The 23,804-nt window shown below is 63.5% G+C and carries 23 protein-coding genes; 14 read left to right on the top strand and 9 right to left on the bottom strand.

All coding sequences use genetic code 11. The features are described from left to right. The first annotated feature begins 2 nt into the window (after positions 1-2). Positions 3-404, top strand: coding sequence for an ArsR/SmtB family transcription factor (locus HSEST_RS13675; protein WP_229121514.1), 402 nt, complete (start codon positions 3-5; stop codon positions 402-404). Positions 405-410: 6 nt separating this feature from the next. Here the strand turns inward: HSEST_RS13675 and HSEST_RS13670 are convergent, their stop codons facing one another. The 3 genes from HSEST_RS13670 to HSEST_RS13660 all read right to left on the bottom strand — a co-directional run bounded on the left by HSEST_RS13670 (position 411) and on the right by HSEST_RS13660 (position 3,543). Continuing rightward, a complete protein-coding gene (locus HSEST_RS13670; RefSeq protein ID WP_229121513.1) occupies positions 411-1,115 on the bottom strand; it encodes a queuosine precursor transporter in 705 nt (234 codons plus the stop codon). Continuing rightward, positions 1,102-1,281 carry a ribbon-helix-helix domain-containing protein gene (locus tag HSEST_RS13665; protein WP_229121512.1) on the bottom strand — a complete coding sequence of 60 codons (180 nt, stop codon included), beginning with the start codon at positions 1,279-1,281 and terminating at the stop codon, positions 1,102-1,104. The genes HSEST_RS13670 and HSEST_RS13665 overlap by 14 nt, the downstream gene beginning before the upstream one ends. Before the next feature lie 69 nt (positions 1,282-1,350). After that, positions 1,351-3,543, bottom strand: coding sequence for a twin-arginine translocase subunit TatC (locus HSEST_RS13660; RefSeq protein WP_229121511.1), 2,193 nt, complete (start codon positions 3,541-3,543; stop codon positions 1,351-1,353). Positions 3,544-3,707: 164 nt separating this feature from the next. On the opposite strand from HSEST_RS13660, the gene tatC reads away from it, so the two are divergent. Further along, positions 3,708-5,033, top strand: a complete 1,326-nt coding sequence (gene tatC / locus HSEST_RS14595; protein ID WP_324254838.1) for a twin-arginine translocase subunit TatC — start codon at positions 3,708-3,710, stop codon at positions 5,031-5,033. An 80-nt stretch (positions 5,034-5,113) separates the two neighbouring features. On the opposite strand, the gene HSEST_RS13650 is transcribed toward tatC, so the two are convergent. After that, a complete protein-coding gene (locus tag HSEST_RS13650; RefSeq protein WP_229121510.1) occupies positions 5,114-5,329 on the bottom strand; it encodes a hypothetical protein in 216 nt (71 codons plus the stop codon). A 93-nt stretch (positions 5,330-5,422) separates the two neighbouring features. Between HSEST_RS13650 and HSEST_RS13645 the strand changes: the two genes are divergently transcribed. Then, positions 5,423-5,650 carry a hypothetical protein gene (locus HSEST_RS13645; RefSeq protein ID WP_229121509.1) on the top strand — a complete coding sequence of 76 codons (228 nt, stop codon included), beginning with the start codon at positions 5,423-5,425 and terminating at the stop codon, positions 5,648-5,650. Positions 5,651-5,679: 29 nt separating this feature from the next. Here HSEST_RS13645 and HSEST_RS13640 read toward each other — a convergent pair whose 3' ends face one another. Beyond that, a complete protein-coding gene (locus HSEST_RS13640) occupies positions 5,680-6,642 on the bottom strand; it encodes a carbohydrate kinase family protein (protein ID WP_229121508.1) in 963 nt (320 codons plus the stop codon). A gap of 103 nt (positions 6,643-6,745) precedes the next feature. Here HSEST_RS13640 and HSEST_RS13635 point away from each other — a divergent pair, with 103 nt between their 5' ends. The 6 genes from HSEST_RS13635 (at position 6,746) to HSEST_RS13610 (ending at position 13,069) form a co-directional block, all read left to right on the top strand. Beyond that, positions 6,746-7,723 (top strand): Gfo/Idh/MocA family protein, encoded by a 978-nt coding sequence (locus tag HSEST_RS13635; RefSeq protein ID WP_229121507.1) that lies wholly within the window; start codon positions 6,746-6,748, stop codon positions 7,721-7,723. A gap of 201 nt (positions 7,724-7,924) precedes the next feature. Next, positions 7,925-9,217, top strand: coding sequence for an ABC transporter substrate-binding protein (locus HSEST_RS13630; RefSeq protein ID WP_229121506.1), 1,293 nt, complete (start codon positions 7,925-7,927; stop codon positions 9,215-9,217). A 6-nt stretch (positions 9,218-9,223) separates the two neighbouring features. Then, positions 9,224-10,291 (top strand): carbohydrate ABC transporter permease, encoded by a 1,068-nt coding sequence (locus HSEST_RS13625; RefSeq protein WP_418886521.1) that lies wholly within the window; start codon positions 9,224-9,226, stop codon positions 10,289-10,291. Further along, positions 10,291-11,169, top strand: coding sequence for a carbohydrate ABC transporter permease (locus HSEST_RS13620; protein WP_229121505.1), 879 nt, complete (start codon positions 10,291-10,293; stop codon positions 11,167-11,169). Before HSEST_RS13625 ends, HSEST_RS13620 begins: the two co-directional genes overlap by 1 nt. A gap of 2 nt (positions 11,170-11,171) precedes the next feature. Further along, positions 11,172-12,317, top strand: coding sequence for an ABC transporter ATP-binding protein (locus HSEST_RS13615; RefSeq protein ID WP_229121504.1), 1,146 nt, complete (start codon positions 11,172-11,174; stop codon positions 12,315-12,317). A gap of 53 nt (positions 12,318-12,370) precedes the next feature. Continuing rightward, on the top strand, positions 12,371-13,069 hold the full coding sequence (locus tag HSEST_RS13610) for a DUF4013 domain-containing protein (RefSeq protein WP_229121503.1): 699 nt from the start codon (positions 12,371-12,373) through the stop codon (positions 13,067-13,069). Between the two features lie 8 nt (positions 13,070-13,077). Here HSEST_RS13610 and HSEST_RS13605 read toward each other — a convergent pair whose 3' ends face one another. Both HSEST_RS13605 and HSEST_RS13600 read right to left on the bottom strand, forming a co-directional pair. Then, positions 13,078-14,259: an AGE family epimerase/isomerase gene (locus HSEST_RS13605; RefSeq protein WP_229121502.1), complete on the bottom strand. Its 1,182-nt coding sequence runs from the start codon at positions 14,257-14,259 to the stop codon at positions 13,078-13,080. Between the two features lie 173 nt (positions 14,260-14,432). Then, positions 14,433-14,855, bottom strand: a complete 423-nt coding sequence (locus HSEST_RS13600) for a hypothetical protein (RefSeq protein WP_229121501.1) — start codon at positions 14,853-14,855, stop codon at positions 14,433-14,435. Between the two features lie 229 nt (positions 14,856-15,084). Here HSEST_RS13600 and HSEST_RS13595 point away from each other — a divergent pair, with 229 nt between their 5' ends. Genes HSEST_RS13595 through HSEST_RS13580 form a run of 4 tightly spaced genes read left to right on the top strand, consistent with a single transcriptional unit; the run spans position 15,085 to position 19,624 of the window. Next, positions 15,085-16,527, top strand: a complete 1,443-nt coding sequence (locus HSEST_RS13595; RefSeq protein ID WP_229121500.1) for an extracellular solute-binding protein — start codon at positions 15,085-15,087, stop codon at positions 16,525-16,527. Positions 16,528-16,543: 16 nt separating this feature from the next. Continuing rightward, the gene (locus HSEST_RS13590) at positions 16,544-17,521 is read left to right on the top strand and encodes a carbohydrate ABC transporter permease (RefSeq protein WP_229121499.1); all 978 of its coding nucleotides are present in this window, start codon (positions 16,544-16,546) and stop codon (positions 17,519-17,521) included. After that, positions 17,518-18,492: a carbohydrate ABC transporter permease gene (locus tag HSEST_RS13585; RefSeq protein WP_418886520.1), complete on the top strand. Its 975-nt coding sequence runs from the start codon at positions 17,518-17,520 to the stop codon at positions 18,490-18,492. The genes HSEST_RS13590 and HSEST_RS13585 overlap by 4 nt, the downstream gene beginning before the upstream one ends. Before the next feature lie 4 nt (positions 18,493-18,496). Continuing rightward, positions 18,497-19,624 (top strand): ABC transporter ATP-binding protein, encoded by a 1,128-nt coding sequence (locus HSEST_RS13580; protein ID WP_229121498.1) that lies wholly within the window; start codon positions 18,497-18,499, stop codon positions 19,622-19,624. 59 nt (positions 19,625-19,683) lie between these two features. Here the strand turns inward: HSEST_RS13580 and HSEST_RS14560 are convergent, their stop codons facing one another. Beyond that, positions 19,684-19,818 (bottom strand): hypothetical protein, encoded by a 135-nt coding sequence (locus HSEST_RS14560; RefSeq protein WP_267491896.1) that lies wholly within the window; start codon positions 19,816-19,818, stop codon positions 19,684-19,686. A gap of 367 nt (positions 19,819-20,185) precedes the next feature. Beyond that, a complete protein-coding gene (locus HSEST_RS13575; protein ID WP_229121497.1) occupies positions 20,186-21,847 on the bottom strand; it encodes an alpha-amylase family protein in 1,662 nt (553 codons plus the stop codon). A 247-nt stretch (positions 21,848-22,094) separates the two neighbouring features. Between HSEST_RS13575 and HSEST_RS13570 the strand changes: the two genes are divergently transcribed. Further along, positions 22,095-23,774, top strand: a complete 1,680-nt coding sequence (locus HSEST_RS13570; RefSeq protein ID WP_324254837.1) for a glycoside hydrolase family 13 protein — start codon at positions 22,095-22,097, stop codon at positions 23,772-23,774. The last annotated feature ends 30 nt before the right edge of the window (positions 23,775-23,804 follow it).

The raw sequence follows: 23,804 nt of genomic DNA, 5'->3' as shown, positions 1-23,804 counted from the left end.
GTATGGCCGAGAGCGGTAACCGAGCACGACGACAACCCGGAAACGGTCGGGAACGGTTTCTTCCCGAGCAGAGCCTGCTGGAGCTGTCGGATTATCTTGCGATGCAGCGAGCGATCGGTAACGAGACGCGTTTCCGGCTACTATCGATGCTCGTCGAACAGGGTCCGATGACGCCGACCGAACTGGAAGAGCTGCTGGACGTGCCGGGGAACACGCTGCACTACCACCTGGACAAACTGGTCGACGTGGGACTGATCGAGAACCGCAAGCGCAGCGAGCCCGATCGCGAGGGGCTGTACTCCTACTATCGGGCAACCAGCCTGGGCGAGGGGATCCTCACCCACGGCGTGCGCGAGTTGATCGACGAGGAGTGGGCAGCACTGGACGCGTACAGTGGCGACTGACCGGTCTCAGTCGCCGAACGCAAGCGCCGTCGAGTCCTGCTCGCGCGAGCGGACGAGCCCGACAACGAGATAGACGAAGGGCGTGTCCAGCGCGGCGATTCCCAGCTTGAGGAGGTACTGCCCGACGATCAGTGAGAGGGCCGCTTCGAGCGGAACGCCCAGAAACAGGAAAAAGGCGATCCCGACGAAGATCACCGTGTCGATGAGCTGGCTCGTCGCGGTCGAGCCGATATTGCGCAGCCAGAGATGTTCGCCGTCAGTGGCGTCTCGGATTCGATGGAAGACGATCACGTCCCAGTTCTGGCTGACGACGTAGGCCGCGAGGCTCCCGACGACGATGCCGGTCGAAGCCCCTAGGACGTCCGCGAACTGGGCCTGCGAGACGCTCGACGCGTCAGCCGCGATCGGCGCGCCGATGGTGCTCCAGACCAGCGCCAGCAACACGAAGTTCATCGCGAAGGCGACGTTGACCATTACCTGGGCCGCCCGGCGGCCGTACAACTCGGCGTAGCAATCGGAGGCGAAGAAAGTCAGCGCGTAGGCCAGTGCCGCCCCCGGCAACAGCAGCGTCTCGCCGGCGATCGGGATCGACACTGGCAACTCGAACGCCAGCACCTTCGCGGCGGTCACCTGCGCCGTGATCAGCGCCGTGACGAACAGCGCGAGCAGTGCGACCTGCGGGACTGCGAGCTGGGAGCTATTCCTCGTCATCGTCCAGCCGGTCGTACCGGGCGTCGATCTCGTCGAGTACGTCCAGCGTCTTCCGGACCGACGCGCGGATCGCCTCGCTCCGGTTGACGAACTTTCCGTCCTCGCCGACGTGTCTGTCGAGATCCTCGAGGAGTTCCTTCGGCACTTCGACGCTTATCTTGGGCATACTGCGATATCCCTTGGCGAATATTAAAACGCTATCGGAGCACTGTTACGGGACTTCCGAAGAACCAGATCACGCCGGTTCTTCGACCGTGGTGCCGCCACCGCCGCGGCGGCCGCCGAGCGTGGCGACCCACAGCACAGCCAGCCCGAAGTAAAAGGCCAGTGCCACTGGAATGCCCATGAACAACATCGTGAACAGCCCGCTGGGCGTGAAGAACATCGCGAGGGTAAAGATCGCGATCGTCACCTCCCGCCAGCGGCGTCGCATCGCATCGAAGGAGATCAACCCGCCGAAGTGAAACAGGAACATCGACACCGGCACCTCCGCGAGCAGGCCGACCCCGATCGTCGTGTAGACGATCATCCAGGCGTAGTGTTTGATCCGGTAGGCGATGATCATGTTCGCGCCCAGCACGTCCTGTGCGAGCCAGGAAATCACGGCCGGTGCGACCAGCGAGTAGCCGATCGCGCTTCCGATGCCGATCCCGACGAACAGTGAGCCGCCCCACACGATCAGGACGCGCTTGTCCCCCGTGACGAGCCCACGCTCGCGCAACGCCGGCCAGGCGTAATACAGCATCAGCGGGAGCGTCACGAGCGCGGCGACCAGCGCGCTGAACTTGATCTCGAAGATCAGGTGCTCGACGGGGTGTAACGCGACGGGCTCGACCTGGCCGGCGTTCATTCCGGCCGGCAGCCGCGAGAGGAAGTCCGCGTTGATGTCCCTGATACCGCGTCGGTAGAGGTAGATGAACAGCCCGGCCAGCACTGCCATGAACAGCCCGACGATCCGGAACGCCTTGGAGGTCAGCGACTCCAGGATGAACGTGATGTCGTGGTAGTAGCCACCGATGTCGTCCTCGGTCGTCTCCTCGTCGGTGAACGCGTCGACCATGCCCGCCGTCGTCTCGGTGACGACGTCCGAGTCGTCGTCCGGGGCGTCCCCGCTGCCCTCGGCGTCTTCGGGAGCGTCCTCGTCCGGGGTATCTCCGTCCTCGTCTAGGCGCTGCTGGGCCTCGTCGAACTTGTCCAGCAGCGCTTCGGCCCGCTCCGGTTCGTCAGCGTCGATCGCGTCGGAGGCGATCCCCATCAGCTCGTCTTCGCTCATCTCCTCGAATGGCTCCAGCGGTGCTGCGCGGACGCCCGAGACGTCGAGCTTGCTCACGTCCAACTCCGTGGGATCACCGAACCTCGCGGCCGCCAGCGGATCCAGCGTGTCTAGCTCCCGGGAGACGAGCCGATAGAAGACCGAGATTGCCACGAACACCGCAGCTCCGAGACCGAACAGGATCCCGATCGTGGTCTGTGACAGCCCCGTCGATTCCGGCAGCGGCGTCAGCGTCGGCCATACCGACACCGATCCGAACAGTTCGTTCAGCGTCGCCAATCCGCCCGTCGTAAAGAACGCGTAGACGGCGATGAACGCCAGCAGCGCGAACCCGGCGACGGTGTTCCAGTTCGACCGCGCGATCTCGCCGAAGGAGAACTGTTCGCTGCTTCGCTTGATCGTCACGATGATATTCGTGAACTTCAGGCTGCCCGCGTACAGCACGACCAGCGGTGTCGCCCACATGATCTGCGTGAGCGGGTCCGGGGGGGTGAAAAACGCGCCGCCCGCATACAGGCCGAAGACCGCGACCTTCCAGCGATCGCGGAACGTCTCGTAGGGGACGATCTCGGCATAGGAGAGCGAGCTCATCACGAGCGGGAGCTGGGCCGCGATCCCGAACGACAGCGACAGGAACACGATGAACTCCATCCACTTTGTGATCGAGTACGTCGGGTTGAACCCGGAGTTCACCGCCGTTTTGATGAGGAACTCGAACATGATCGGGAAGAAGAGGAAATACGCGTAGGCGATCCCGAGTATGAACAGCGTGACGATTCCCCCGGCAAGCAGCGCGATCTTCCAGCGTGCGATCGGGGTCTCCGGGAGCCAGCCGCGACGCCTGAGCTCGTCCCGAGAGAGATACAACAGCACCGGAATCGAGACGATGATTCCCACGATGAGACCGATCTTGACCTGCAGGAGGATCACTTCGAACGGCGTGATCGTGACGACCTCCGCTTGCTCTGTCAGGAGGTCCTGCTTGAGGGCGTCCCAGATGTAGTTTCGCAACAGCACGATCGTTCCGACCAGCGCGAGAATGAAGACGACGAAGACGACCTGTAAGTGCTTCTGTATCGTCTTCAGCGTCTGTCCGAGCGCAGCGCGTCCTCCAGCGATAGCACGACGGGTGTCATCATCGAGTGCGCCGGACATAGCTCTTCGGGGGCATTTGCCGACTCGGTGTTATCAATTTATTCATCGACGGCCGAGACGGGTTTCCGACGGCTCGATCTCGTGCCGAGGGGCCGGTGGTGACTGTCGCTCCTGCCGGAGAGAAAAGAAGGCTTACAATAGGTGGGGCCAAACCGCCGTCCACTATGGCCGAGGGTGAAACCGGCGGTGCCGACGTACCCGGCGACGAGCCGACACCGCCGGCTGAACCCTACGATCCCGAGCCCGGCCCGGAGGGTGGACTCGAAGGCGCGCCCGACGACGAGGAACTCCCGCTGACTGAACACATCGAGGAGATGTTCAGTCGGCTGTTACGGGTGCTCCTCGTGATGGCGGTCGTCAGCGGCGTCGTGTTCCCGTTCGCCGAACAGATCATCAACTTCCTGTGGTACTCGTATCTCCAGCCGGCCTCCGCGGAGGCCTGCGCACAGGGCGTTTCTGCCGCGAGAAGCAGCGCCTGCCCACGCGTCTATCACCCGCTCGGGCTCATTCTGGCCCGCCTGAAGGTCGCGACGCTCGCCGGCTTCGTCGTCGCCCTGCCGGTGCTGGTCTACGAGAGTTACCTGTTCATGCGCCCCGGGCTGTACTCCCACGAGCGCCGGTATTACCTGGCTTCCGTCCCGACGAGCCTCGTGCTCGCCGTTGTCGGGCTACTCTTTGCGCACATCCTCGTGCTCCCCGCGATTTTCACGTACTTCCTGTTCTATTCGGAGGGAGCCGCCGAGATCGCGTTCAGTCTCGGTCAGACCTTCGAGTTGATGGTGTTGATGCTCGGCTTTTTCGCCTTCATCTTCCAGATCCCGCTGTTCATCATGCTCGCGATCATGATGGGCGTCACGTCCCGACGCTGGCTCGCCGATCGTCGTCTGTACTTCTGGGCCGGGTTCGCGACGGTCGCGTTCATCTTCAATCCCGATCCGACCGGTATGGCGCCGTTCATCGTCACGGCGACGATGATCGTCCTGTTCGAGGGGACGCTCGCCCTGCTGTACTGGACCGGTGACGGCTCGCTCGAGCCGACCCTGGAGAACGCGACGGCCGCGCGACCGTACGTCTGGGCGACGACCGGGCTGGTCGGCTACGTGCTCAGCTCGCTCCCGATGCCCGGCAGCTACTACGACGCGATCCCGACGGTCGTCGTCGACGTGATCGACGGCGTCGGACTGCTCGGGTATCTCCCGGCGCTCGTCGCGCTCGTCATCATCGCCATCTTCGAGGGGACGCTCCTGACGCTCAAAGGGCGGGCGACCCGACGGAGCTATCAGACGCTGCTCCGCCTCCGCCGCGCCCGGATCCCCCTCTGGATCACCGCAGTTGCCATCGGCTACTTCGCGAACCCCCGTCCGCCGCTGGTCCAGGCGGCCGACTCGATCGCCCTGCCGGCCCCGACGGTCGCCGCCGGTGTCCTCGCCGTCCTCGCGGCGTACGAACTCGGACTGGCGCTGTGGCGCTGGCGTCGAGCCGAGTACTGACCGCTGTTGGCTGTTCGGCCAAACGCGTCGAGAAGTCGGACGTTACCGCGCGAGAACGATCGTGTTTCGGGACGGTGCCGTCACTGCAGCGTCGGAAGCCCCTTCTCGCTGACGAGCTTGAACCCGGCGTACAGCGCGACGAGGCCGACAGCGGCCATCCACATGCCGACGACCGTCTCGCCGCCCGAAATCGTCTGCCAACTCGTGGCTTCGGCGAGCAGTCCGATACCGGCCAGCCCGCTCGCGAGGGCCGTGTAGAACAACTCCGGGAGTATTTCGCCTGCGCTTTCGATCATGTCCTGTTCTCTCCGATGGGACACTATGACTCTTTTCGTTTCCGCGCCGTCGAAGTAGAAACGCTTTTTTCGCTCTCCCGACGCCCAGTCGATATGGGACGATACGGCGATCTCGATTATCCGAAACTGACTCGAAACGGCTTCCTCCTCGGCGTCGGGCTGCTCGTCGCCGGGCTGCTCGGCGAGGCCCTCGGCCCCGCCGTCCTCGGCTCGCTTCCGGCGTGGGGACACACGCTGTTCCTCGATCTCGAAATGCTCGGTATCGTCGTCGGACTGTTCGCTCCGATCGTGTTCGGTATCGCGCTACCGCTGACTGAGTGACTGGCGGAGTCGACCGCTCATCACCTCGATCAGGCGCTGTCCTCGAACAGCTTCCCGACCTCGTTCGCGGTCGGGAGCCCGTCCATCGCGCCGGTCTCGGTCGTCGCGAGCGCGCCGACCGCGCTCGCGTACCGGACCGTCTCGGACAGCGAGTCACACTCGCCGGTGAACCCCGCGATCGATCCGGCGACGAAGGCGTCGCCCGCGCCGGTCGTCTCGACGACGTCGACGTCGTAGCCACCGAACTCCGCCGTCGCCGGTCCCCACGGGGCGCCCTCGGACGCACGGGCCATCGCGCCGTCGCCGCCGCGCGTGAGCATGACAGTGTGTGGCCCGCGTTCGAGTACGGCCGCCGCGAGGGCGTCCTCGTCGGATTCCTCGAACAGCATCGCCAGGTCTTCCTGGTCGGTCTTGACGACGTCCGCGAGGCCGATCGCCCGGTCGAGCGTCTCGACCAGCACCGACTCCTCTGGCCAGAGGTCCGCCCGCGTGTTCGGATCGAACGAGACGGTACAGCCGTACTCGTTCGCCCGTTCCATCAGTTCCAGCGTCGCCGACCGCGACGGCTCCGTGTGCAGGGTCACGCCGCCGACGTGGACCCACTCGACCGTTTCGAGCGTCTCGTCGGCGACGGCACCGGGCTCCATCGCGAACGTCGCCGTCTTCTCAGCGAAGAACGTGAACGACTGGTCGCCGTCGGCGTCCTGCCCGACCAGCGTGTGTGCCGTCTTCCGATCGGGATCCGTCTCGATCAACGCCTCGCGGACGCCGTCTTCGGCCAGCACGCTCGCGAGGTGCTCGCCGAAGGGATCGTCTCCCAGACGCGTCCACAACAATGGGGGATGTCCGAGTCGGGACAGCGCGACCGCGACGTTCGCCGGCGCGCCGCCCGCCCGCCGCCGGAGGGTTTCGGCCTCGGCGATCGGACCCGACGTCGCCGGAAACAGGTCGATCAATGCTTCGCCCGCGACGAGTACCTGTGGCTCATCCATATATGCGTCTTCGAACACGTGAACAATAGGTGTTGTTGTTGTCTGGATCCGATCTGTACTGGGACGCGATCAAATACTTGGCGGAGGCGGGCGAACGGCCGGTATGCGATTTGGGATTCTCAGCACGGCCAAGATCGCGCGCGAAGACGTGATCCCTGGTATCAAGAAGAGCGACCACGAGGCCCTCGCGATCGCCTCACGGGACAGCGATCGGGCGGCGGCCGTCGCCGACGATCTCGGGATTCCCCGGAGTTACGGGAGTTACGAGGCGTTGCTCGACGACGACGAGATCGACGCGGTGTACAACCCGCTGCCGAACGCGTTGCACGCCGAATGGACACGGGCGGCCGCAGACGCGGGCAAGCACGTCCTCTGTGAGAAGCCACTGACTACCGATGCCGAGGCGGCCGCGGAGCTACACGACTACTGTGCGGAACGCGGCGTCACGCTGATGGAGGCGTTCATGTATCGCTTTCACCCCCGGACCGAGCGGGCCGCCGAGATCGCTCGCGAGGAACTGGAGGGGGTCCACGCCGTCGACGCGTCGTTCAAGTTCGCGCTACGGGGCCGGCCGGATGACATTCGGCTGGACCCCGAACTGGCCGGCGGGAGCGTCATGGACGTCGGCTGCTACGCGATCAGCGCGGCGCGGCTGTTCCTCGGTGAACCGGACGCGGTCGTCGCGCGGACGCGGGACAGCAGGGACGCGGGCCTCGATACCGATATGGCGGCTCTCTTGGAGTACGACGACGGTGCGTTGGCGCGCGTGGCTTCGGGCTTCGATACGCCGGCGACCCAGACCTACCGCGTCGAGGCCGAGAACGGCTGGCTCGAAGTCGAGACGGCCTTCGATATCGGGCCCGACGAACCCGCGACGATCGAGTACGCCGTCGACGGGCGAACCGCCGTCGAGACGTTCGACCCCGTCGATCAGTACACGCTGGAGGTCGAGCACTTCGCCGACGCCGTCGAACGCGGTCGGACGCCGCGCATCGACGCCGACGAGACGGTCGCAAATATGGCAGTCATCGACGCTGTCTACGAGAGCGCAGCGAACCGAGGCCCCGTCGAGATAGAGTGACAGGCATCCACTGTATCGTTCGATGATACCCGTTCTTCGTCACGCATCGGACCGATGCGAACCTGATAAAAAGACAAGTGGTCGAACTCATCGCCTATCCATATGAAAAAATACAATTGATAATGGACTTTGAGGCAAGAACTAAGTTACGGCCTTGAGGATGTATTAGGTGGACGCACTGCTGCCAATTCGGGACTAACAATGTCAGACAACACAACTATCCTTTCGAGACGGAACGTACTTCGAGCCACAGGGGCGGCCACAGTCGGTATGCTTGCGGGCTGTAACGGCGGTGATGGTGATGGCGACGGCGAGGACGAACTCGAGATCGTCCACTGGTGGACTGCGGGCGGAGAAAAGGACGCGATCGACGCGTTGATCGAGGGGTTCAAAGAGGAGCACCCCGACGTTCCCGTGTCGAACAACCCGGCGCCGGGCGGTGCCGGCAGCGCGCTGGACACGGAGATTCAGAGCCGCGTCCTCAACGAGAATCCGCCGAGCACGTTCCAGATCTGGCCGGGCAAGGCCATGGACACGTACACCGAATCGGACGTCCTCGCGGACATCGGTGACAGCGTCTGGGACTCCGAGATGGAAGACGCCTATCTCGACGGCGTCAAAGAACTGTCCAAGGACGACGACGGTAACTACGTCGCGGTCCCGCTGAACATCCACCGCCTGAACAACCTCTTTTACAACGTCGAGGTCCTCGAGTCGGCCGATATCGACCCGTCCGGGCTATCGTCACCGACGGATGTCCTTGACGCGATGGAGACGATCGCGTCCGACACCGACGCGACGCCGATGGCTCACCAGACGCAGGCCCCGTGGTCGACCATCCAGCTCTGGGAGAACGTCTTGATCGGTATGGAGGGCGTCGACACGTACCTGGACGTGCTTGACGGGAACGTTTCGGCCAACGAGACGGCCGTACGAGACGCTCTTCAGATGGTCGCCGACTACAGCGAGTACTTCAACGAGGACGCGGGGTCCGTCGCCTGGGACCAGGCTAACACCGCCGTCATCCAGGGCAACGCCGCGTTCCTCCACCAGGGCGACTGGGCGGCCGGCCAGTACAAGTCCGCCGAGGACTTCGAGTTCGAGTCGGACTGGAACTACGTGCCGTTCCCCGGAACGGCGGAGGTCTATCACGTCGTCACCGACTCGTTCGTGATGCCGGAACCGAACCCCTCTCCCGACGCGACCGAGCAGTGGCTCAGCTACTGTGGATCCGTCGCCGGTCAGGAGGCGTTCAACCCGATCAAGGGATCGATCCCGCCGCGGACAGACGTGCCGGACGACGAGTTCGGGCCGTTCCTCACTGCCCAGCGCGAGGACTTCAACAACTCCACGGCCCAGCCGCCGTCTATCGCTCACGGGACTGGCGTCACCCCGGAGGTCAAGAGCAACGTCGAGGGCGTCTTCTCGACGTTCAACGGGGACTGGAACATCGGACCGGCCTACAACGGCCTGACGGACGCATTCGACGTGTAGGATAGAATGCGCTCTCCTATCTCGCTACTCCGAGGCGATAGCGGTGCCGGTAGCTCGGCCGACGAGGCGTCAGTACGCACAGATGGCGGCACCGTTGCCGAGTCCGGATCGGAGGACAGCCCAGTGGAATCGGCCCGTTCCAGAATCTCCGATAGCGAGTTCGTCCGGTCGATGCCGTTCTGGGTTCCGGCCGGACTGCTCACGGCGCTGTTCGTGTACGGTGCGATCGGCTGGAACTTCCTCATCTCGCTGACTGACTGGAGCGGACTCGGGGACCCGAACTACGGGTCGCTCGATCTGGGTAACTACGGGGAGTTCTTCATTGAGGCCTGGAGCGGCGACTGGCTGTTCGGGTTCGTCCCGATCCCGGTCAACGGCCCCCAGGAGTACTGGGCGCTGCGGAACACGATTGTCCTGCTGATCCTCTTCACCGTCGTGGCGCTGATCGTCGGCCTCCTGCTGGCGATCCTCGTCGACCGGAACATCCGCTTCGAGAACACGTTCCGGACGATCTACTTGCTCCCGATGAGCCTCTCGTTCGTCGTGACGGCTCTGTTCTGGTCGTGGATGTACAACCCCTCCTCGGGGATGATAAACGAGGTCCTCCGGACGGTCGGACTGGGGGGGCTGACGATGCAGTGGATCAGCGATCCCCAGACGAAGTTGTTCGCCGTCATATTCGCGTTGATCTGGCAGTTCAGCGGCTACTGCATGGTCGTGTACCTCGCCGGTCTGCGGGCCATACCGACCGATCAGTACGAGGCCGCGAAGGTCGACGGCGCGAACCTCCTGAAGATGTACTGGCGGGTCATCGTCCCGCAGTTGCGTGCATCGACGGTCAGTGCCGCCGTCGTGTTGATGGTGTTCGCGCTGAAGGCCTTCGACTTCCTCTACGTCATGTTCGGGACCAGGCCGGGCCAGTCGGCGGACATCCTCGCGATGATGATGTATCGCGAATCGTTCGGTGTGACCAACTGGGCGTACGGTTCGACGATCGCTATGATCCTGTTCGCGCTGGCGCTCAGTATCGTCACACCGTACCTCTACTACGAATACAGACGAGGTGAACTCTGATGGCAGAATCAACTACGAGACGAGGTCCCGGTCTGAATCGCATCGCCCTGTACGTCGCTCTCCTGCTCATGGTCGTGGTATACCTCTCGCCGCTTGAGTCCGGTATCGTCACGGCCTTCAAAACCCAGCAGGGATTCTTCGAGACGTCACCGTTTGCTCCCGCGCTCGGAGAGTTCACGGTCGATCCGTGGTTCAACGCGTTCGATCGACTCCGCAGCGGACTGGTCAACAGCCTCCTGTTCACGATCCCGGCGACGGTCCTGTCGGCGCTGTTCGGGAGCCTCGCGGCCTACGGACTGACTAACACCGATTGGAAGGGACAGACGTTCGTCCTCATGCTGTTCATCGCGGGGATCTTTATCCCCTACCAGTCCGTGCTGGTACCGCTGTCGCAGTTCTGGGCGACGATAGTCAATCCGGCGGAGATCCTCGCGTTCTCCGATCCGCTGGCCAACCGATCCGGACTGATCGCGTTGATGGTCACTCACTCGGCATACGGGATCCCGATCTGTACGCTGCTGTTCCGATCGCACTACAAGTCCATCGACACGTCGATGCTCGAGGCGGCCCGCCTCGACGGCGCGGGTATCGCGAAGATCTACTGGCGGATCATCCTCCCGCTGTCGATCCCGATGTTCGTCGTGACGCTCATCTACCAGTTCACGAATATCTGGAACGATCTACTGTTCGCGCTCGTTCTGGTCGGCAATCCTGCCAACGACGTGGTAACGATGGAACTCAGTGCACTGCAGGGATCGATGGTTGGTCAGTACAACCTGCAGATGGCGGGGGCGTTCATCACGGCCCTGCCGACGCTGCTGGTGTACATCATCTTCGGTGAACAGTTCGCTGAAGGTGTCGCAGGCGGAGGTGCTTAACAATGGCAGAACTACAACTCGACAACGTCACGAAGGTATTCGAGGACGACGAGGGTGAAATCGTCGCCGTCGACGACGTATCGCTGGACATCGACGACGAGGAGTTTCTCGTTCTCGTCGGGCCGTCCGGCTGCGGGAAGTCGACGACGCTCCGGATGATCGCCGGGCTGGAGTCGGTCACCTCCGGAACGATCCGGCTCGGCGACGAACTGATAAACGACAAGCGGCCCCAGAACAGGGACACCGCGATGGTGTTCCAGAGCTATGCGCTGTATCCCCACATGACCGTCCGTGGGAACATGGCGTTCGGTCTGGAGGAGTCGACGGATATGTCGGACGACGAGATCGACCAGCGCGTCACCGACACTGCCGAAATGATGGGCATCGAGGAGCTCCTCGATCGCAAGCCCGGGGAGCTGTCGGGCGGCCAGCAACAGCGGGTCGCGCTCGGGCGGGCGATCGTCCGCGAGCCGGCGGCGTTCCTGATGGACGAGCCGCTTGCGAATCTGGACGCGAAACTGCGGGCCCAGATGCGGACCGAACTCCAGCGTCTCCAGGAAGATCTCGGTGTGACGACAATCTACGTCACTCACGATCAGACCGAAGCGATGACGATGGGTGACCGCATCGCGATCCTCAACGACGGCGTCCTCCAGCAGGTCGGCACGCCGCTGGAGTGTTATCACGAACCCGCAAACCAGTTCGTCGCCGGCTTCATCGGCGAACCGTCGATGAACTTCTTCGAGATGGAACTCGAAGACGGTCGGCTTGTCGGTGAGAACTTCGATTACGAACTGACCGACGAACATCGGGAAGCGATCGACGGGACCGAACGCGTCGTCCTCGGGATCCGCCCGGAAGATATCGTCGTCGACAATACCGACGACGACACGCACACCTACGCGGTGACAATCGATGTTGTCGAGCCGAAGGGCGACGAGAACAACGTCCACCTGACGTTCGACCCCGACGACGAAGAGCCCGAGACGTTCGTGGCGACGGTCGGCGGGATGCGGCGAGTCGCTGCGGGCGATCGGGTCGATGCCGAGATCCCGTCCGAGGCGATCCATCTCTTCGACGCCCGTACCGGCGACGCGCTCCACAACCGCTCGATGTCGACGGCCGAACAGTCGGAGTTCGAGTTCTAGCTGTTGCGATCCCGGAACGCACTTGATTCAGGGACGTCTCGTCCGGAGTGTCGATGCTCCCGGAACCACTGACGTTCCCGTTTCGCGGCCAGCGCGCCGTCGACGTGCTGTTGATCGGCGGCGGTCTCCATCTGCTGAGCGTCTATATTCCCGTCCTCCCGTTGATCGTGGTCGCCGGCTATCTCGTGACGACACTGTCCACGATCGCGAGCCGGGACTGGACGACCCGCTTCGACTCGCTGCCAGGGTTCGACGATCTCGGCGAAATCGTCCGTCGCGGGCTCGGGGCCACGTTCGTCGTCGGCCTCTACCTGTCGCCGGCGTTCGTGACGCTACTCGTGACGGTCTTCGGGCTCACCGAACAGTCGGTCGACCCCGGATCGATCACGCTCGGGACGTCGCTCGGGTTCGTCGCCGGCTCGACGGCGTCGATTCTGCTCGCGATGTCGTTCATCTATCTCCTGCCGGCCGCGCTGACGAATTACGGCGTTCGCGGGCGCGTCAGGGCTGCTTTCGACCCCTCGGTACTGCGCTCGTCGGCCGCCGATGCGGCCTACTTCTACAACGTCGTGGTCGGTCTCGTCGTCGGATCGGTGTTGCTTTCGGCGGCCGGAGCGCTGCAGCGGATCGCTGTCGGGTTCTTCCTCGCGTTCTACGCCGAAGTGGTCGTCGTCGCGTTCTGGTCGCGCGGTGTCACCTCCATCGCTGCCGGCGAACGAGACGGAGACCGCGCGATGTCGTCGGGCGAGTGAGGCTGCGACTACTCCGTGAGCGATCGCAGCCCCTCGAAACACGCCCCGATCGGATGATAGCCCGGCTCGACCGCGGGGCCGTCCGACGTCTCGTAGGGCTCGTTCGTTCGCGACAGCTTTTCGTACCAGTTGCCACCGGGTGCCGTCAGGTTCGCTTCCGCGTAGTCCCACAGCCGTTCGTACCAGTCGAGGTATCGATCGTCCCCGGTTCGCTCCGCCAGCGCGGCGGCCGCACCGATCCCTTCGGCGACTGGCCAGCCGTACTTGTCCTCGACGATCGGCTCGCCTTCCCGATCGAACGTGTAGTAGAACCCGCCGTATTCGTCGTCCCAGCCGTGATCGACGGCGTCGTCGAACAACTCGACTGCTCGATCGAGCGCCCACTCGGTGTCCGTATAGCGATCGAGGACGGCCAGCAGCTTGGCCCACTCGATGTGGTGGCCCGGCTGATACCCCCACGGTCGGAACTGGTGGCGCGGCTCGTCGCGGTTGTACGCGAAATCGTGCTCCCAGTCTTCGGTGTAGTGTTCCCAGAGGAGGCCGTCGGTCTCTTCGGCGAGCCGGACTGTCAGCGCGTGGGCGATCTCCCGCGCCCGGTCGAGGTACCGCTGTTCGCCGGTCGCCTCGTAGGCGGCCAGCATCGCCTCACAGGTGTGCATGTTGGCGTTCTGTCCGCGGTAGTCCTCGCTCTCGGAGAAATCGCCCGAGAACTCGCTCTTGCAGAGGTCGTGTTCGGGCTCCCAGAACCGCTCCAGCAGCACGTCGTAGGCTTCTTCGAGGGGGGCGTCGTCGCTGATGCCGGCCTCGTACGCCCGAGCGTACGCCAACAGCGCGAACGCGTGTCCGTAACAAACCCGCGTGTCGTCGATCGTCTCCGTCCCCTTCAGCAGCCAGTCGTGCCCCCCTGTCCCGGAGTCGCGGTGGTGCTCCCGCAGAAACGAGACGCCGTGTTCGGCCGCCGGACGGCACCAGTCGGCCCCGTCGTAGCGGTCCCCGAGACAGAAGTTAACGACGAACCTGGCGGTCGCGACGAGGTGCTTCGACTGCCCGTCGTACACCCGGCCGGTCTCCTCGTCGAGTTGTGCGATATACCCGCCGTTTTCGTCGTCCATACAGCCCGGATAGTAAAACGACAGCACGTCCGTCATTCGGTCCCGGAGCCAGTCAGGATCGGAGTAATCCGGCGCCATACCCCCTCTGTTTGACTGGAGGGTGCCTATATCTTTCCTCGCCGTGACAATCGCGCGCTGCGGTCGCTGACTGTCGTGTCGCCTTCGTTCTCCGCGGGCGGGACGGTACGACTGTCGGCTCGGGTACCGACTTCTGTATGGGCCACTCGACTACTCGACTGCCGTGTCCGCGGTCACACCCGCTGGACCGGCTTCTGGACGGGTTCGCCGTGGACCGCGTGGTAGGCGGCCGGGAACGCCGCGAGCCCGGCGACCTGTACGACCGCACCCAGCGGGGTGAGCCAGAGCGCGTCCAGCGTGACCGCGACGTAGCTGACGCCGATCGACGCGAGGAAGAACAGCACGCTGAAGTAGGTCATTCGCAGCGGCATTGTCGTCAGCTCCGAGCGCCGCGGCCAGTCCCCCACGTCGGGTGAATCGGCCCGGAACGCCGCGAGTGCGACGCTGCCGGCGACGATCGCGGCGCTACCCGCGAGCGGAGTGGCAGTCGGATACAGTACCTGTGCGAACACGACGACCGCGAAGCCCGGCGTCGAGAGGACCGACAGCTCCGCACCGCCGAAAAACACCTTCTCTAACCATGCGCGTAGGCCCATAGTTACACTCCTCGTGATCGGTGACGCCCGTCGATTGCTCGTGACACGGATATCCTACCGTTCCCGCTCGAGTGGTTTAACTTTTGCAGGCTGTCGGCAGACCGACTCCTCCGGAGCCCCTGTCCCGCAACCACCTATCTGCGACCGAGTCAATGAAAGTATAGTTATATATGGTGAATTATAGTTATCAAAACAATTATATGGGTGTCTATCAATAACAACACCTGTAATGAATCGCTATCAGGTGAGCAGCGAGTCAGTGTCCGGAGTATCGCGCCGACGGTTCGTCAAGACAGCGGGCGCAGCGGGCGTCGCGTTGACCCTTGCGGGTTGTGGTGGCGGTGGCGGTGACGGTTCGATCACGCTCACGGCGGATCAGCAATACAAGGACGCCGAGGACGCAGTTGTCGATGCGCTGTACGACGCCGGCCTCAGCGAGGATATCGACGTCACGATCAACGCCGGCGACTTCGAAAGCGGGTCGCGCCGGGAGCAGTTCATTTCCGGTCTCGACGCGGGCCGATCCGATCCCGACATCTTCATGATGGACTCGGGGTGGACGATTCCGTTCATCGTCCGTGATCAGCTCGTCAACCTGAGCGAGGAGCTGTCCCAGGAGACGCTGGATTACGTCCAAAACGATTACCTGGACGCGGCCGTCCAGACGGCGAGCCACCCGCAATCGGGTGACCTGTACGGACTGCCGCTGTTCCCGGACTACCCGGTGATGCACTACCGGAAGGACCTCGTCGAGGACGCCGGCTACGACCCCGAAGGCGAGAACTGGGCGACCGAGCCGATGACCTGGCAGCGCTTTTCGGAGATCGCCGCGGACACCTGGGAGCAAAGCGGCGTCGAGTACGGCTTCACGACCCAGGCCGACAGCTACGTCGGACTGTCCTGCTGTACGTTCAACGAGACGATGACCTCTTGGGGCGGGGCGTACTTCGGCGACCACGAGAACCTGTTCGGACCGATCGGCGACCGGCCGATCACGGTCAACGAACAGCCGGTCCACGACACGATTCGGATGATGCGGTCGTTCATGAACGGCCCCGACGCTAACAACGCGCATCCGGACTACCCCCAGATCACGAACACGGACATCCTCGAGTGGACCGAAGAGGACGCGCGTGCACCCTTTACCAACGGCAACGCGGTCTTCCACCGCAACTGGCCCTACGCCATCCCGATCAACTTCAACGACGGCGAATTCGACGACGCGGACTACGGTGTGATGCCGATCCCCTACGCCGTCGAAGAGGGCGAGGGCAGCTACGAAGGGACTGGCGGATCGAGCCACGCCCTGGGCGGCTGGCACCTCACGATTAATCCGAACAGCGACCGGACGGACGACGCCGTCCAGGTCCTCGAGTCGTTCGCCAACGAGAGCGTGATGAACACGATCTTCGAGGAGGTCGGCAACCCGCCGCCGGTTCCGGAAGTCCTCGAGAACGCCAACCCGGACAACGTCGGTCCGATCGGGAACTTCCTGGACACGATGGCCGTCGCCGCGCGCAACACCGTGCCGCGCCCCGTGACGGCCGTCTGGCCCGACCAGTCGCCGGTCGTCGCCGAGGAGATCCACAACGCCTACCTCGGGGAGAAGTCGCCCCAGCAGGCGATGTCCGACCTCGAGGGTCAACTCGAAGACATCGAGCAGAGCGTCTAATCAAGGTGTCTGACACGTGAGCACAGATACCGACCGGACGAACGCGCGACTCCTCGCGCGTCCGTTGAACTGGCTGGAAACCCGGAGCGACGCGGTGTTCGCGTACCTGCTGCTGGGCCCAGCGTTTCTCCTGCTCGCGGTCGTCGCGTTCTTCCCGCTGATCCAGACCTTCCGGTTCTCGCTGCGCGCGGACGCGATCCTGTCGGCGGACCCGTTCGGGGAGTTCATTGGGTTCGAACACTACGTCGAGCTGTTGACCGGGGAGACCTTGCTCCCACAGCAGTTCCTTGACCCGTCCTTCCAGACGCCGATCCTGCAACAGGCGCTGTTCGCAACGCTTGCCTTTGCGATCCTCAGTGTGCTGCTCGAGACGGCGATCGGGTTCGGACAGGCGCTGATCCTCGACCAGGACTTCCGCGGGCGCCGGTGGGTCCGCGTGGCGATCATCATCCCCTACGCGATCCCGATCGTCATCCAGGCGATGATCTTCTACCTGATGTTCAGCACGCGAGTCGGCTTCGCGACGGAGTTCATGCAGTCGATCGGCGTCTTCGGGTCGAACCCGCTATCGACGACCACCGATTCGTTCCTGATCGTACTCGTCGCCGACGTCTGGAAGACATCGGCGTTCATGGCGCTGCTCATCCTCGCCGGATTGCAGAGTATCGACCGGCAGCTCTACGACGTCGCGAAGGTGACCGGTGCGTCACCTTGGCAGCGCTTCAAGTACATCACGCTGCCGCTGATCTCGGGGCCGCTGCTCGTCGCGATGTTGTTCCGCACGATGGACGCGATGCGCATCTACGGGCTGATCGACGCGACGGCCGGGTGTCAGACGGTGCCGTCGATGAGCTGTCTGGTCGTCACCGCGTTCAACGAGACCAGACGATGGGCGTCGGCGTCGGCGGTCGCGTTCCTGACGGCCGTCGTGATCAGCGTCCTCGTCCTCCTGTATCTCCTCGGCCTGCGTGACTCGGAGAGTGGTCTGACATGAGCGACTCGGAACACCCGGATCTGGCAGCACAGGAACAGATGGACGAAGAGCCCGAGCTCGATCGGGGCGTCGTCGAGGCCTGGGCCGCCAGGATGATATCCAATCCCGACCGAGCCTACAAGAGCGCGTTCTACGTCGCGACGATATTCTTCCTCGTCACGACGCTGTTCCCGTTCTACTGGTTGCTCATGGTGGCGCTCACCCCGAGCAACGACCTCAACCAGGTCGGCGTCCTCACGCCCGGCGGGTTCAATCCGGGAGTGTTCGTCGACGTGTTCCTCGAATACGGCGTCCCATTCCAGCGGTTCCTGTTCAACAGCTTCCTGATCGCGGTCGTCTCGACAGTGCTGGTGTTGTTCGTCGCGAGCCTCGCCGGCTACGTGTTCGGCCGCCTCCAGTTCCGCGGGAAGAACGTGATGCTGCTGGCCGTGCTGGTGGTGTCCTTTTTCCCGCCAGCGGCGTTTTTCGTCCCGCTGAACCGGCTGTTCAACACGAACTTCGACGTGCTTCGGCCGCTGATGGCTGACGGGTCGCTGTACAACACGCCGTACGCGATCATCATTCCCGTCTCGGCGCTGTATCTGCCACTGTCGATCTTCATCCTGATGACGTTCTACTCGCAGATCCCGGACGGCCTCGAGGACGCCGCTCGCGTCGAAGGGACGACCCGGGTCGGCGCGCTCTTCCGGGTGATCGCCCCACTGTCGGCCCCCGGCGTCGCGACCGCCGGTGTGTTGACGTTCATCACGGTCTACAACGAGTACTTCTTCTCGTCGCTGATGACCAGCGGGGCGGCAGAAGACTGGGGACCGATGCTCGAAGGGATCCTCGCGTTCCGGGGTCAGTACGAGGTGTTGTTCAACGTGATGGGTGCAGCGAGCATCATCGCGGTGTTACCGGTCGCAATACTGGTTATCGTCGCACAGGACAAGATCGTCAGCGGACTCACACAAGGCGGACTCAAGGAGTGATGCTATGGCTTCAGTTACACTAGAAAACGTCACGAAGGCGTACGGGAACGAGATCGCAGTCGAAGACATGAACCTGGAGATCAGGGACGGCGAGTTCCTCACACTCGTCGGGCCGTCGGGCTGTGGCAAGTCGACGACGATGGAGACGATCGCCGGCCTCACCCAGCCGACCGAGGGGTCGGTGTACATCGGTGGTCGGGATGTCACGGACCTCCCACCGAAGGACCGCGGGGTCGCGATGGTGTTCCAGAACATCGCGCTGTTCCCGCACATGGACGTCTACGACAACATCTCCTTCGGGCTTCGCCTCCGGAAGTACGACCAGGACGAGATCGAAGAGCGCGTCGAACAGGCGGCCGAAGTCGTCCAGCTCGAAGGGATGATGGACCGGATGCCGGCGGAGATGTCCGGCGGGCAGCGCCAGCGCGTCGCCATCGCACGCGCGATCGTCCGGGAACCCGACGTGTTCCTGATGGACGAACCGCTGGCGAACCTGGACGCCGAGTTGCGTATCCACATGCGGACACAGCTCCAGCGACTGCACCGCGAGCTCGACACGACGATCATCTACGTCACCCACGATCAGGCCCAGGCGATGACCATGTCCGACCGCATCGCGGTCATCGACAACGGCCACCTCCAGCAGGTCGATCCGCCGCTGACCTGCTACAACGAACCGGACAAGCTGTTCGTCGCCAGCTTCATCGGCTCGCCCGCGATGAACTTCTTCGAAGGGGAGGCCGTCGAGAGCGGCTTCGACTCGGAGTTCATCGATATCTCGTTCGATCCCGCCGCCAACGACATCACGCCCGGACAGAACCTGACGCTGGGCGTCCGGCCCGAGGATGTCTATCTCGCCCGGGACCGCGAGGAGGCCAACGAGCCGACCCGCACGATCGGCGCGACAGTCGACGTCCTCGAACCGATGGGCGACGAGGTCTTCGCCTATCTACTCCTCGATGAGGACGTCGAAGCCAACGTCGAAGGCCGCGGGGAGGGACAGTTGCTCCTCAATCTGGATCCACAGACCGATATCCATGAGGGCGAAGACATCGAGGTCGTCTTCGATCAGCAGAACATCCACCTCTTCGATACGGACAGAGGGCAAGCTATCACGCACAAAATCGCCTGATCAGTCGTCCGGTGCGAACTCTCGGTCACCGCGTTTTCTGCCGGCGCTGTCGGAGACGCCTACAGCCGCCGACGCAGGTAGTCGCTCAGGTGTTCGAACGCGCGGATCTTCTGCTGGATGTCCGTCGAGCCGTGTCCTTCCTCGCCGAGTTCCACGTACTCGTACTCCTCGCCGTCGACCCAGCCCCGATCCACCACGTCGCGTCACGGAACAGCCGGGCCTGTTCGATCGAGCAGATACAGTTCGTTACGGCCGTTCTCGTCGTAGTAGAACGCGACCTGTGAGCCGTCCGGCGAGATGGTCTGATGGTGAACTGCTCCGGGGTCAAGTGGTTCGAGAATCTCCGATTCTCGTCATCTGCTCACGGCGCTTGCGCCGTTCGCAGGTTCGTGGGACTTCGTCCCACGCCCATCACGGAAATCTTCGATTTCCGTACGACCCCGAGGCACTCGGCCTGCTCCGCCTGTAGAACTCCGGGAGGCTGGCGATCGATTCGAGTGGTACTGCATTGTCCCCCGACATGCGCGACGCGTTCGCATGCTCACGGTAAAAACAGTGGGATCACGGCTCGCCCAGCGGGACGCGCTCGCCGCGTTTGTCGCCACGGACCCACACGTAGTCACAGGCGTCGAGTTCGAAGGTGATCTCCCCGTCCGCCATTTCGTACTCGCCGGGGCCGACGATGTCCGTCGCGGCCGCCGGCGGTACTTCGAAGCTCGCGGTAACCGTCCGTGGTTCCGTGGCGCTGTTGTGGGCGGCCATCAGCACGGTGTTGCGGTGGTCCATCCGGTGGACGAACACCTCCTTGGGCTCGACGTCGACGATGTGGTAGTCGCCGTGGCCGATCTCGGTACACATCGTCCGGGCGTCGATTAGGCGTTTGATCCGTTCGAGCAGCGAGTCGGGATCGTTCAACTGATCTGCGACGTTAATCTCCCGGTAGCTGAACGCACCCTCGTCGATGACCGGGTTGTAACAGGCCTCGGGGTCAGCCGTCGAGAAGCCGGCGTTCGTCCCGTCCGACCACTGCATCGGCGTTCTGACTGACTCGCGCTCGTCGAGTGAGAGGTCCGATCCCATACCGATCTCGTCGCCGGCCAGGATGACCGGCGACCCGCGGATCGAGAACATGAGGCTGTGAGCCATCGCGATGCGGTCGTGGTCGCCCGCGTACAGATCAGCCAGCCGCAGCCGGTGGCCCCGCCCGAAGATCCAGGAGTCGCCCTCGTCGTCGCCGAAGAACTCGCGGGCGTGTTCGAACGCCTCGTGGGGGAGCTTCAGGAGGTTGAACTCGTCGTGGTTGCGCAGGAAGTTCGCCCACTGGCCGACGCCCGAAACGTCCGGCAGCAGTTCGTTCGCACGGTACAGCGGCCACATGTCCTTGACCGCGACGGCGTACACGAGGTGCTGGTTGGTCACGAAATCGAAGAGCATGTCGAACCCCTCGCCGCCGGCGAAGTACTCGTCGAGCTGGTCGGGCTGGTCGTCGGCCTCCGCCAGCAGGATCGCGTCCTCTTTCTGTTCACGGACGACCCGCTTCATCTCCTCGAAGATACCCATCCCCTCCGCGACGGAGATGGCGTTGTGCCCCTTCGGATGCATCATCGGATGCGCGGCGTCGATCCGGAAGCCGTCGACGCCGATATCGAGCCAGAATCGCAGGACATCGTGGATCTCCTCGCGGACGGCGGGGTTGGCGATGTTGAGATCTGGCTGGTGGCCGTAGAACTGGTGGTAGTAGTACTTCCCGGCGACTTCGTCGTAGGTCCAGACCCCGTCCTCGTGGTCGGGGAAGATGTTAGGGTGTGAATACGCCTCCTCGGGGTGTTCCGTCCAGAGATAGTAATCGTGGTACTTTGAGTTGGGGTCCCGGCGGGCGCGCTGGAACCACTCGTGGTCGGTGGAGGTGTGGTTGAACACCATGTCCGTCAGTACGCGGATCCCGCGGTCGTGGGCGCGCTCGACGAACTCCCGGACGTCCCCGAGCGATCCGAGCCGTGAGTCCACGCCGTAGTAGTCAGCGACGTCGTAGCCGTTGTCCCGGAGCGGACTCGGGAAGAACGGCCGCACCCACAGACAGTCGACCCCGAGCTCGTCGAGATAGCCCAGCCGGTCGATCAGCCCCTGGAAATCGCCCCAGCCGTCGCCGTCGCTGTCGTTGAACGTCTTCACGTCCAGCGAATAGATGACCGCATCCTCGTGCCAGCCCGTCGTGGAACCCATTGTTAGGCTAACTATTGTGCCCTCCTACATAAATCGCAGTGATATACAACATGAGTTGTATTCTCAACTCATGGCTGGGCGTGCCGTCTGCGAAACGCCGGCGCAGTCCTGTCTTTGCGGCGAATAGCTCCGGACCCTCTCACTGCTAAGGGGCACGCTCTCGATGTCGGCGTTCCCGTCTCGACCGATAGCCCCATCTATCATCCACGGAGTAAACTACAAGTATTGTAAATCTCTACGTTCCGCTATGATTGCTAGCGACGAGATCGATCGTTCCTGGTGGAAAGAAGCGGTCGTCTACCAGATCTACCCGCGTAGTTTCAACGACAGCGACGGCGACGGCGTCGGCGACATCCCCGGGATCGTCGAGAAGGTCGATTATCTCGACGAGCTGGGGATCGACGTGGTCTGGCTCTGTCCGGTCTACGACTCGCCCAACGCCGACAACGGCTACGACATCCGGGAGTACCGCTCGATCATGGACGAGATGGGGACGATGGACGACTGGGAGCGACTGCGGGACGCCCTCCACGAGCGCGATATCAAGCTCGTCATGGACATGGTGTTGAACCACACCTCCGACGAACACGAGTGGTTCCAGCGCTCGCGCCGCGAGGAAGGCGGGTACGAGGACTACTACCACTGGGTCGAGGGCGAACCCGATGACCCGCCGAACAACTGGGGGTCGTTTTTCGGCGGGTCGGCCTGGAGCTACGACGAGGTCCGGGAGGCGTGGTATCTCCACCTGTTCGACGAGAAACAGCCCGACCTCAACTGGCGCAACCCCGAGGTCCGCGAGTCCCTCTACGAGACTGTCAACTGGTGGCTCGATCGCGGCATCGACGGCTTCCGGCTGGACGTGATCAACCTCCCCTCCAAGCCCGAGGGGTATCCCGACGGCGAGGTCGATACCTATCCGACCGGGGGCGAACACTTCGTCAACGGGCCGCGGATCCACGAGTACCTGCGGGAACTGTACGAGGAGACGTTCGCGAACTACGACGTGATGACCGTCGCCGAGATGGTTGATCTCGACGTCGAAGAGGCCAACGCGTACCTCGGCGCGGATGGCGACGGGTTGAACATGGCGTTTCACTTCGATCATATGTTCCTGGACTTCGGCCCGGAGGGTCGGTGGGACATCGGCGAGTGGTCGGTCTCGGAGTTCAAGGAGATCTTCGGCGAGTGGCAGACCGGCCTCGATGAGACCAGCTGGGACGGCCTCTACTGGGAGAATCACGACCAGCCGCGGGTTGTCTCCCGCTTTGGCGACGACGAGACCTACCGCTACGAGTCCGCGACGATGCTCGGGACGCTCCTGTTCACCCTCAAGGGGACGCCGTACGTCTACCAGGGCCAGGAGATCGGTATGACCAACGCCGACTTCGCGTCCCTCTCGGAGGTCAGAGACGTCGACACGCGCCAGCCGGTCGAGTTGCTGCTCGAAAACGGGGAGATAGACAGCTACGAGGAGATCCGCGAGGCCGTGAACTACCGCTCGCGCGATCACGCCAGAACGCCGATGCAGTGGTCGGACGAGGAAAACGCCGGGTTCACCGACGGCGAGCCCTGGATCAAAGTCAACGCGCGGTATCCCGAGATCAACGTCGCGGCCGCCCGCTCGGCGGAGTCGTCCGTCTGGCATTACTACCGCGAGTTGATCGAGTTGCGCTCGAGCTCGGACGTGCTCGTCTACGGCGAGTACGACCTCCTCGAGACGCCGGATCCGCTGTACGTGTTCACCCGGACCCTCGGCGAGGAGCGCGTGCTGGTCGTGTTGAACTGGAGCGACGAGGACGAGTCGTTCGCGCCGTCGGCGTCGCTGTCGACCGACGACGCGACGCTCCTGCTCTCGAACTACGACGACGCGTCCGGCTTCGGGGAGGCGACGCTTCGGCCGTACGAGGCACGCGTCTACGGTCTCTAGCTCCGTTTCACGCCTCAGTACTCATCGGCC

This window comes from Halapricum desulfuricans (assembly GCF_017094465.1).
Lineage (GTDB): Archaea > Halobacteriota > Halobacteria > Halobacteriales > Haloarculaceae > Halapricum.
Note: the sequence above shows the minus strand (reverse complement) of the source record. Positions and strands in the feature narration are given on the sequence as shown.

What these genes read in the sequence shown, in the direction of transcription:
- tatC (WP_324254838.1), top strand. Translation starts at nt 3,708, where the DNA reads ATGGCCGAGGGTGAAACCGGCGGTGCCGACGTACCCGGCGACGAGCCG.
- HSEST_RS13670 (WP_229121513.1), bottom strand. Translation starts at nt 1,115, where the DNA reads ATGACGAGGAATAGCTCCCAGCTCGCAGTCCCGCAGGTCGCACTGCTC.
- HSEST_RS13585 (WP_418886520.1), top strand. Translation starts at nt 17,518, where the DNA reads ATGAGCGACTCGGAACACCCGGATCTGGCAGCACAGGAACAGATGGAC.
- HSEST_RS13625 (WP_418886521.1), top strand. Translation starts at nt 9,224, where the DNA reads ATGCGCTCTCCTATCTCGCTACTCCGAGGCGATAGCGGTGCCGGTAGC.
- HSEST_RS13595 (WP_229121500.1), top strand. Translation starts at nt 15,085, where the DNA reads ATGAATCGCTATCAGGTGAGCAGCGAGTCAGTGTCCGGAGTATCGCGC.
- HSEST_RS13635 (WP_229121507.1), top strand. Translation starts at nt 6,746, where the DNA reads ATGCGATTTGGGATTCTCAGCACGGCCAAGATCGCGCGCGAAGACGTG.
- HSEST_RS13580 (WP_229121498.1), top strand. Translation starts at nt 18,497, where the DNA reads ATGGCTTCAGTTACACTAGAAAACGTCACGAAGGCGTACGGGAACGAG.
- HSEST_RS13640 (WP_229121508.1), bottom strand. Translation starts at nt 6,642, where the DNA reads ATGGATGAGCCACAGGTACTCGTCGCGGGCGAAGCATTGATCGACCTG.
- HSEST_RS13600 (WP_229121501.1), bottom strand. Translation starts at nt 14,855, where the DNA reads ATGGGCCTACGCGCATGGTTAGAGAAGGTGTTTTTCGGCGGTGCGGAG.
- HSEST_RS13650 (WP_229121510.1), bottom strand. Translation starts at nt 5,329, where the DNA reads ATGATCGAAAGCGCAGGCGAAATACTCCCGGAGTTGTTCTACACGGCC.
- HSEST_RS13630 (WP_229121506.1), top strand. Translation starts at nt 7,925, where the DNA reads ATGTCAGACAACACAACTATCCTTTCGAGACGGAACGTACTTCGAGCC.
- HSEST_RS13620 (WP_229121505.1), top strand. Translation starts at nt 10,291, where the DNA reads ATGGCAGAATCAACTACGAGACGAGGTCCCGGTCTGAATCGCATCGCC.
- HSEST_RS13615 (WP_229121504.1), top strand. Translation starts at nt 11,172, where the DNA reads ATGGCAGAACTACAACTCGACAACGTCACGAAGGTATTCGAGGACGAC.
- HSEST_RS13645 (WP_229121509.1), top strand. Translation starts at nt 5,423, where the DNA reads ATGGGACGATACGGCGATCTCGATTATCCGAAACTGACTCGAAACGGC.
- HSEST_RS13575 (WP_229121497.1), bottom strand. Translation starts at nt 21,847, where the DNA reads ATGGGTTCCACGACGGGCTGGCACGAGGATGCGGTCATCTATTCGCTG.
- HSEST_RS13660 (WP_229121511.1), bottom strand. Translation starts at nt 3,543, where the DNA reads ATGTCCGGCGCACTCGATGATGACACCCGTCGTGCTATCGCTGGAGGA.
- HSEST_RS13570 (WP_324254837.1), top strand. Translation starts at nt 22,095, where the DNA reads ATGATTGCTAGCGACGAGATCGATCGTTCCTGGTGGAAAGAAGCGGTC.
- HSEST_RS13665 (WP_229121512.1), bottom strand. Translation starts at nt 1,281, where the DNA reads ATGCCCAAGATAAGCGTCGAAGTGCCGAAGGAACTCCTCGAGGATCTC.
- HSEST_RS13675 (WP_229121514.1), top strand. Translation starts at nt 3, where the DNA reads ATGGCCGAGAGCGGTAACCGAGCACGACGACAACCCGGAAACGGTCGG.
- HSEST_RS13605 (WP_229121502.1), bottom strand. Translation starts at nt 14,259, where the DNA reads ATGGCGCCGGATTACTCCGATCCTGACTGGCTCCGGGACCGAATGACG.
- HSEST_RS13610 (WP_229121503.1), top strand. Translation starts at nt 12,371, where the DNA reads ATGCTCCCGGAACCACTGACGTTCCCGTTTCGCGGCCAGCGCGCCGTC.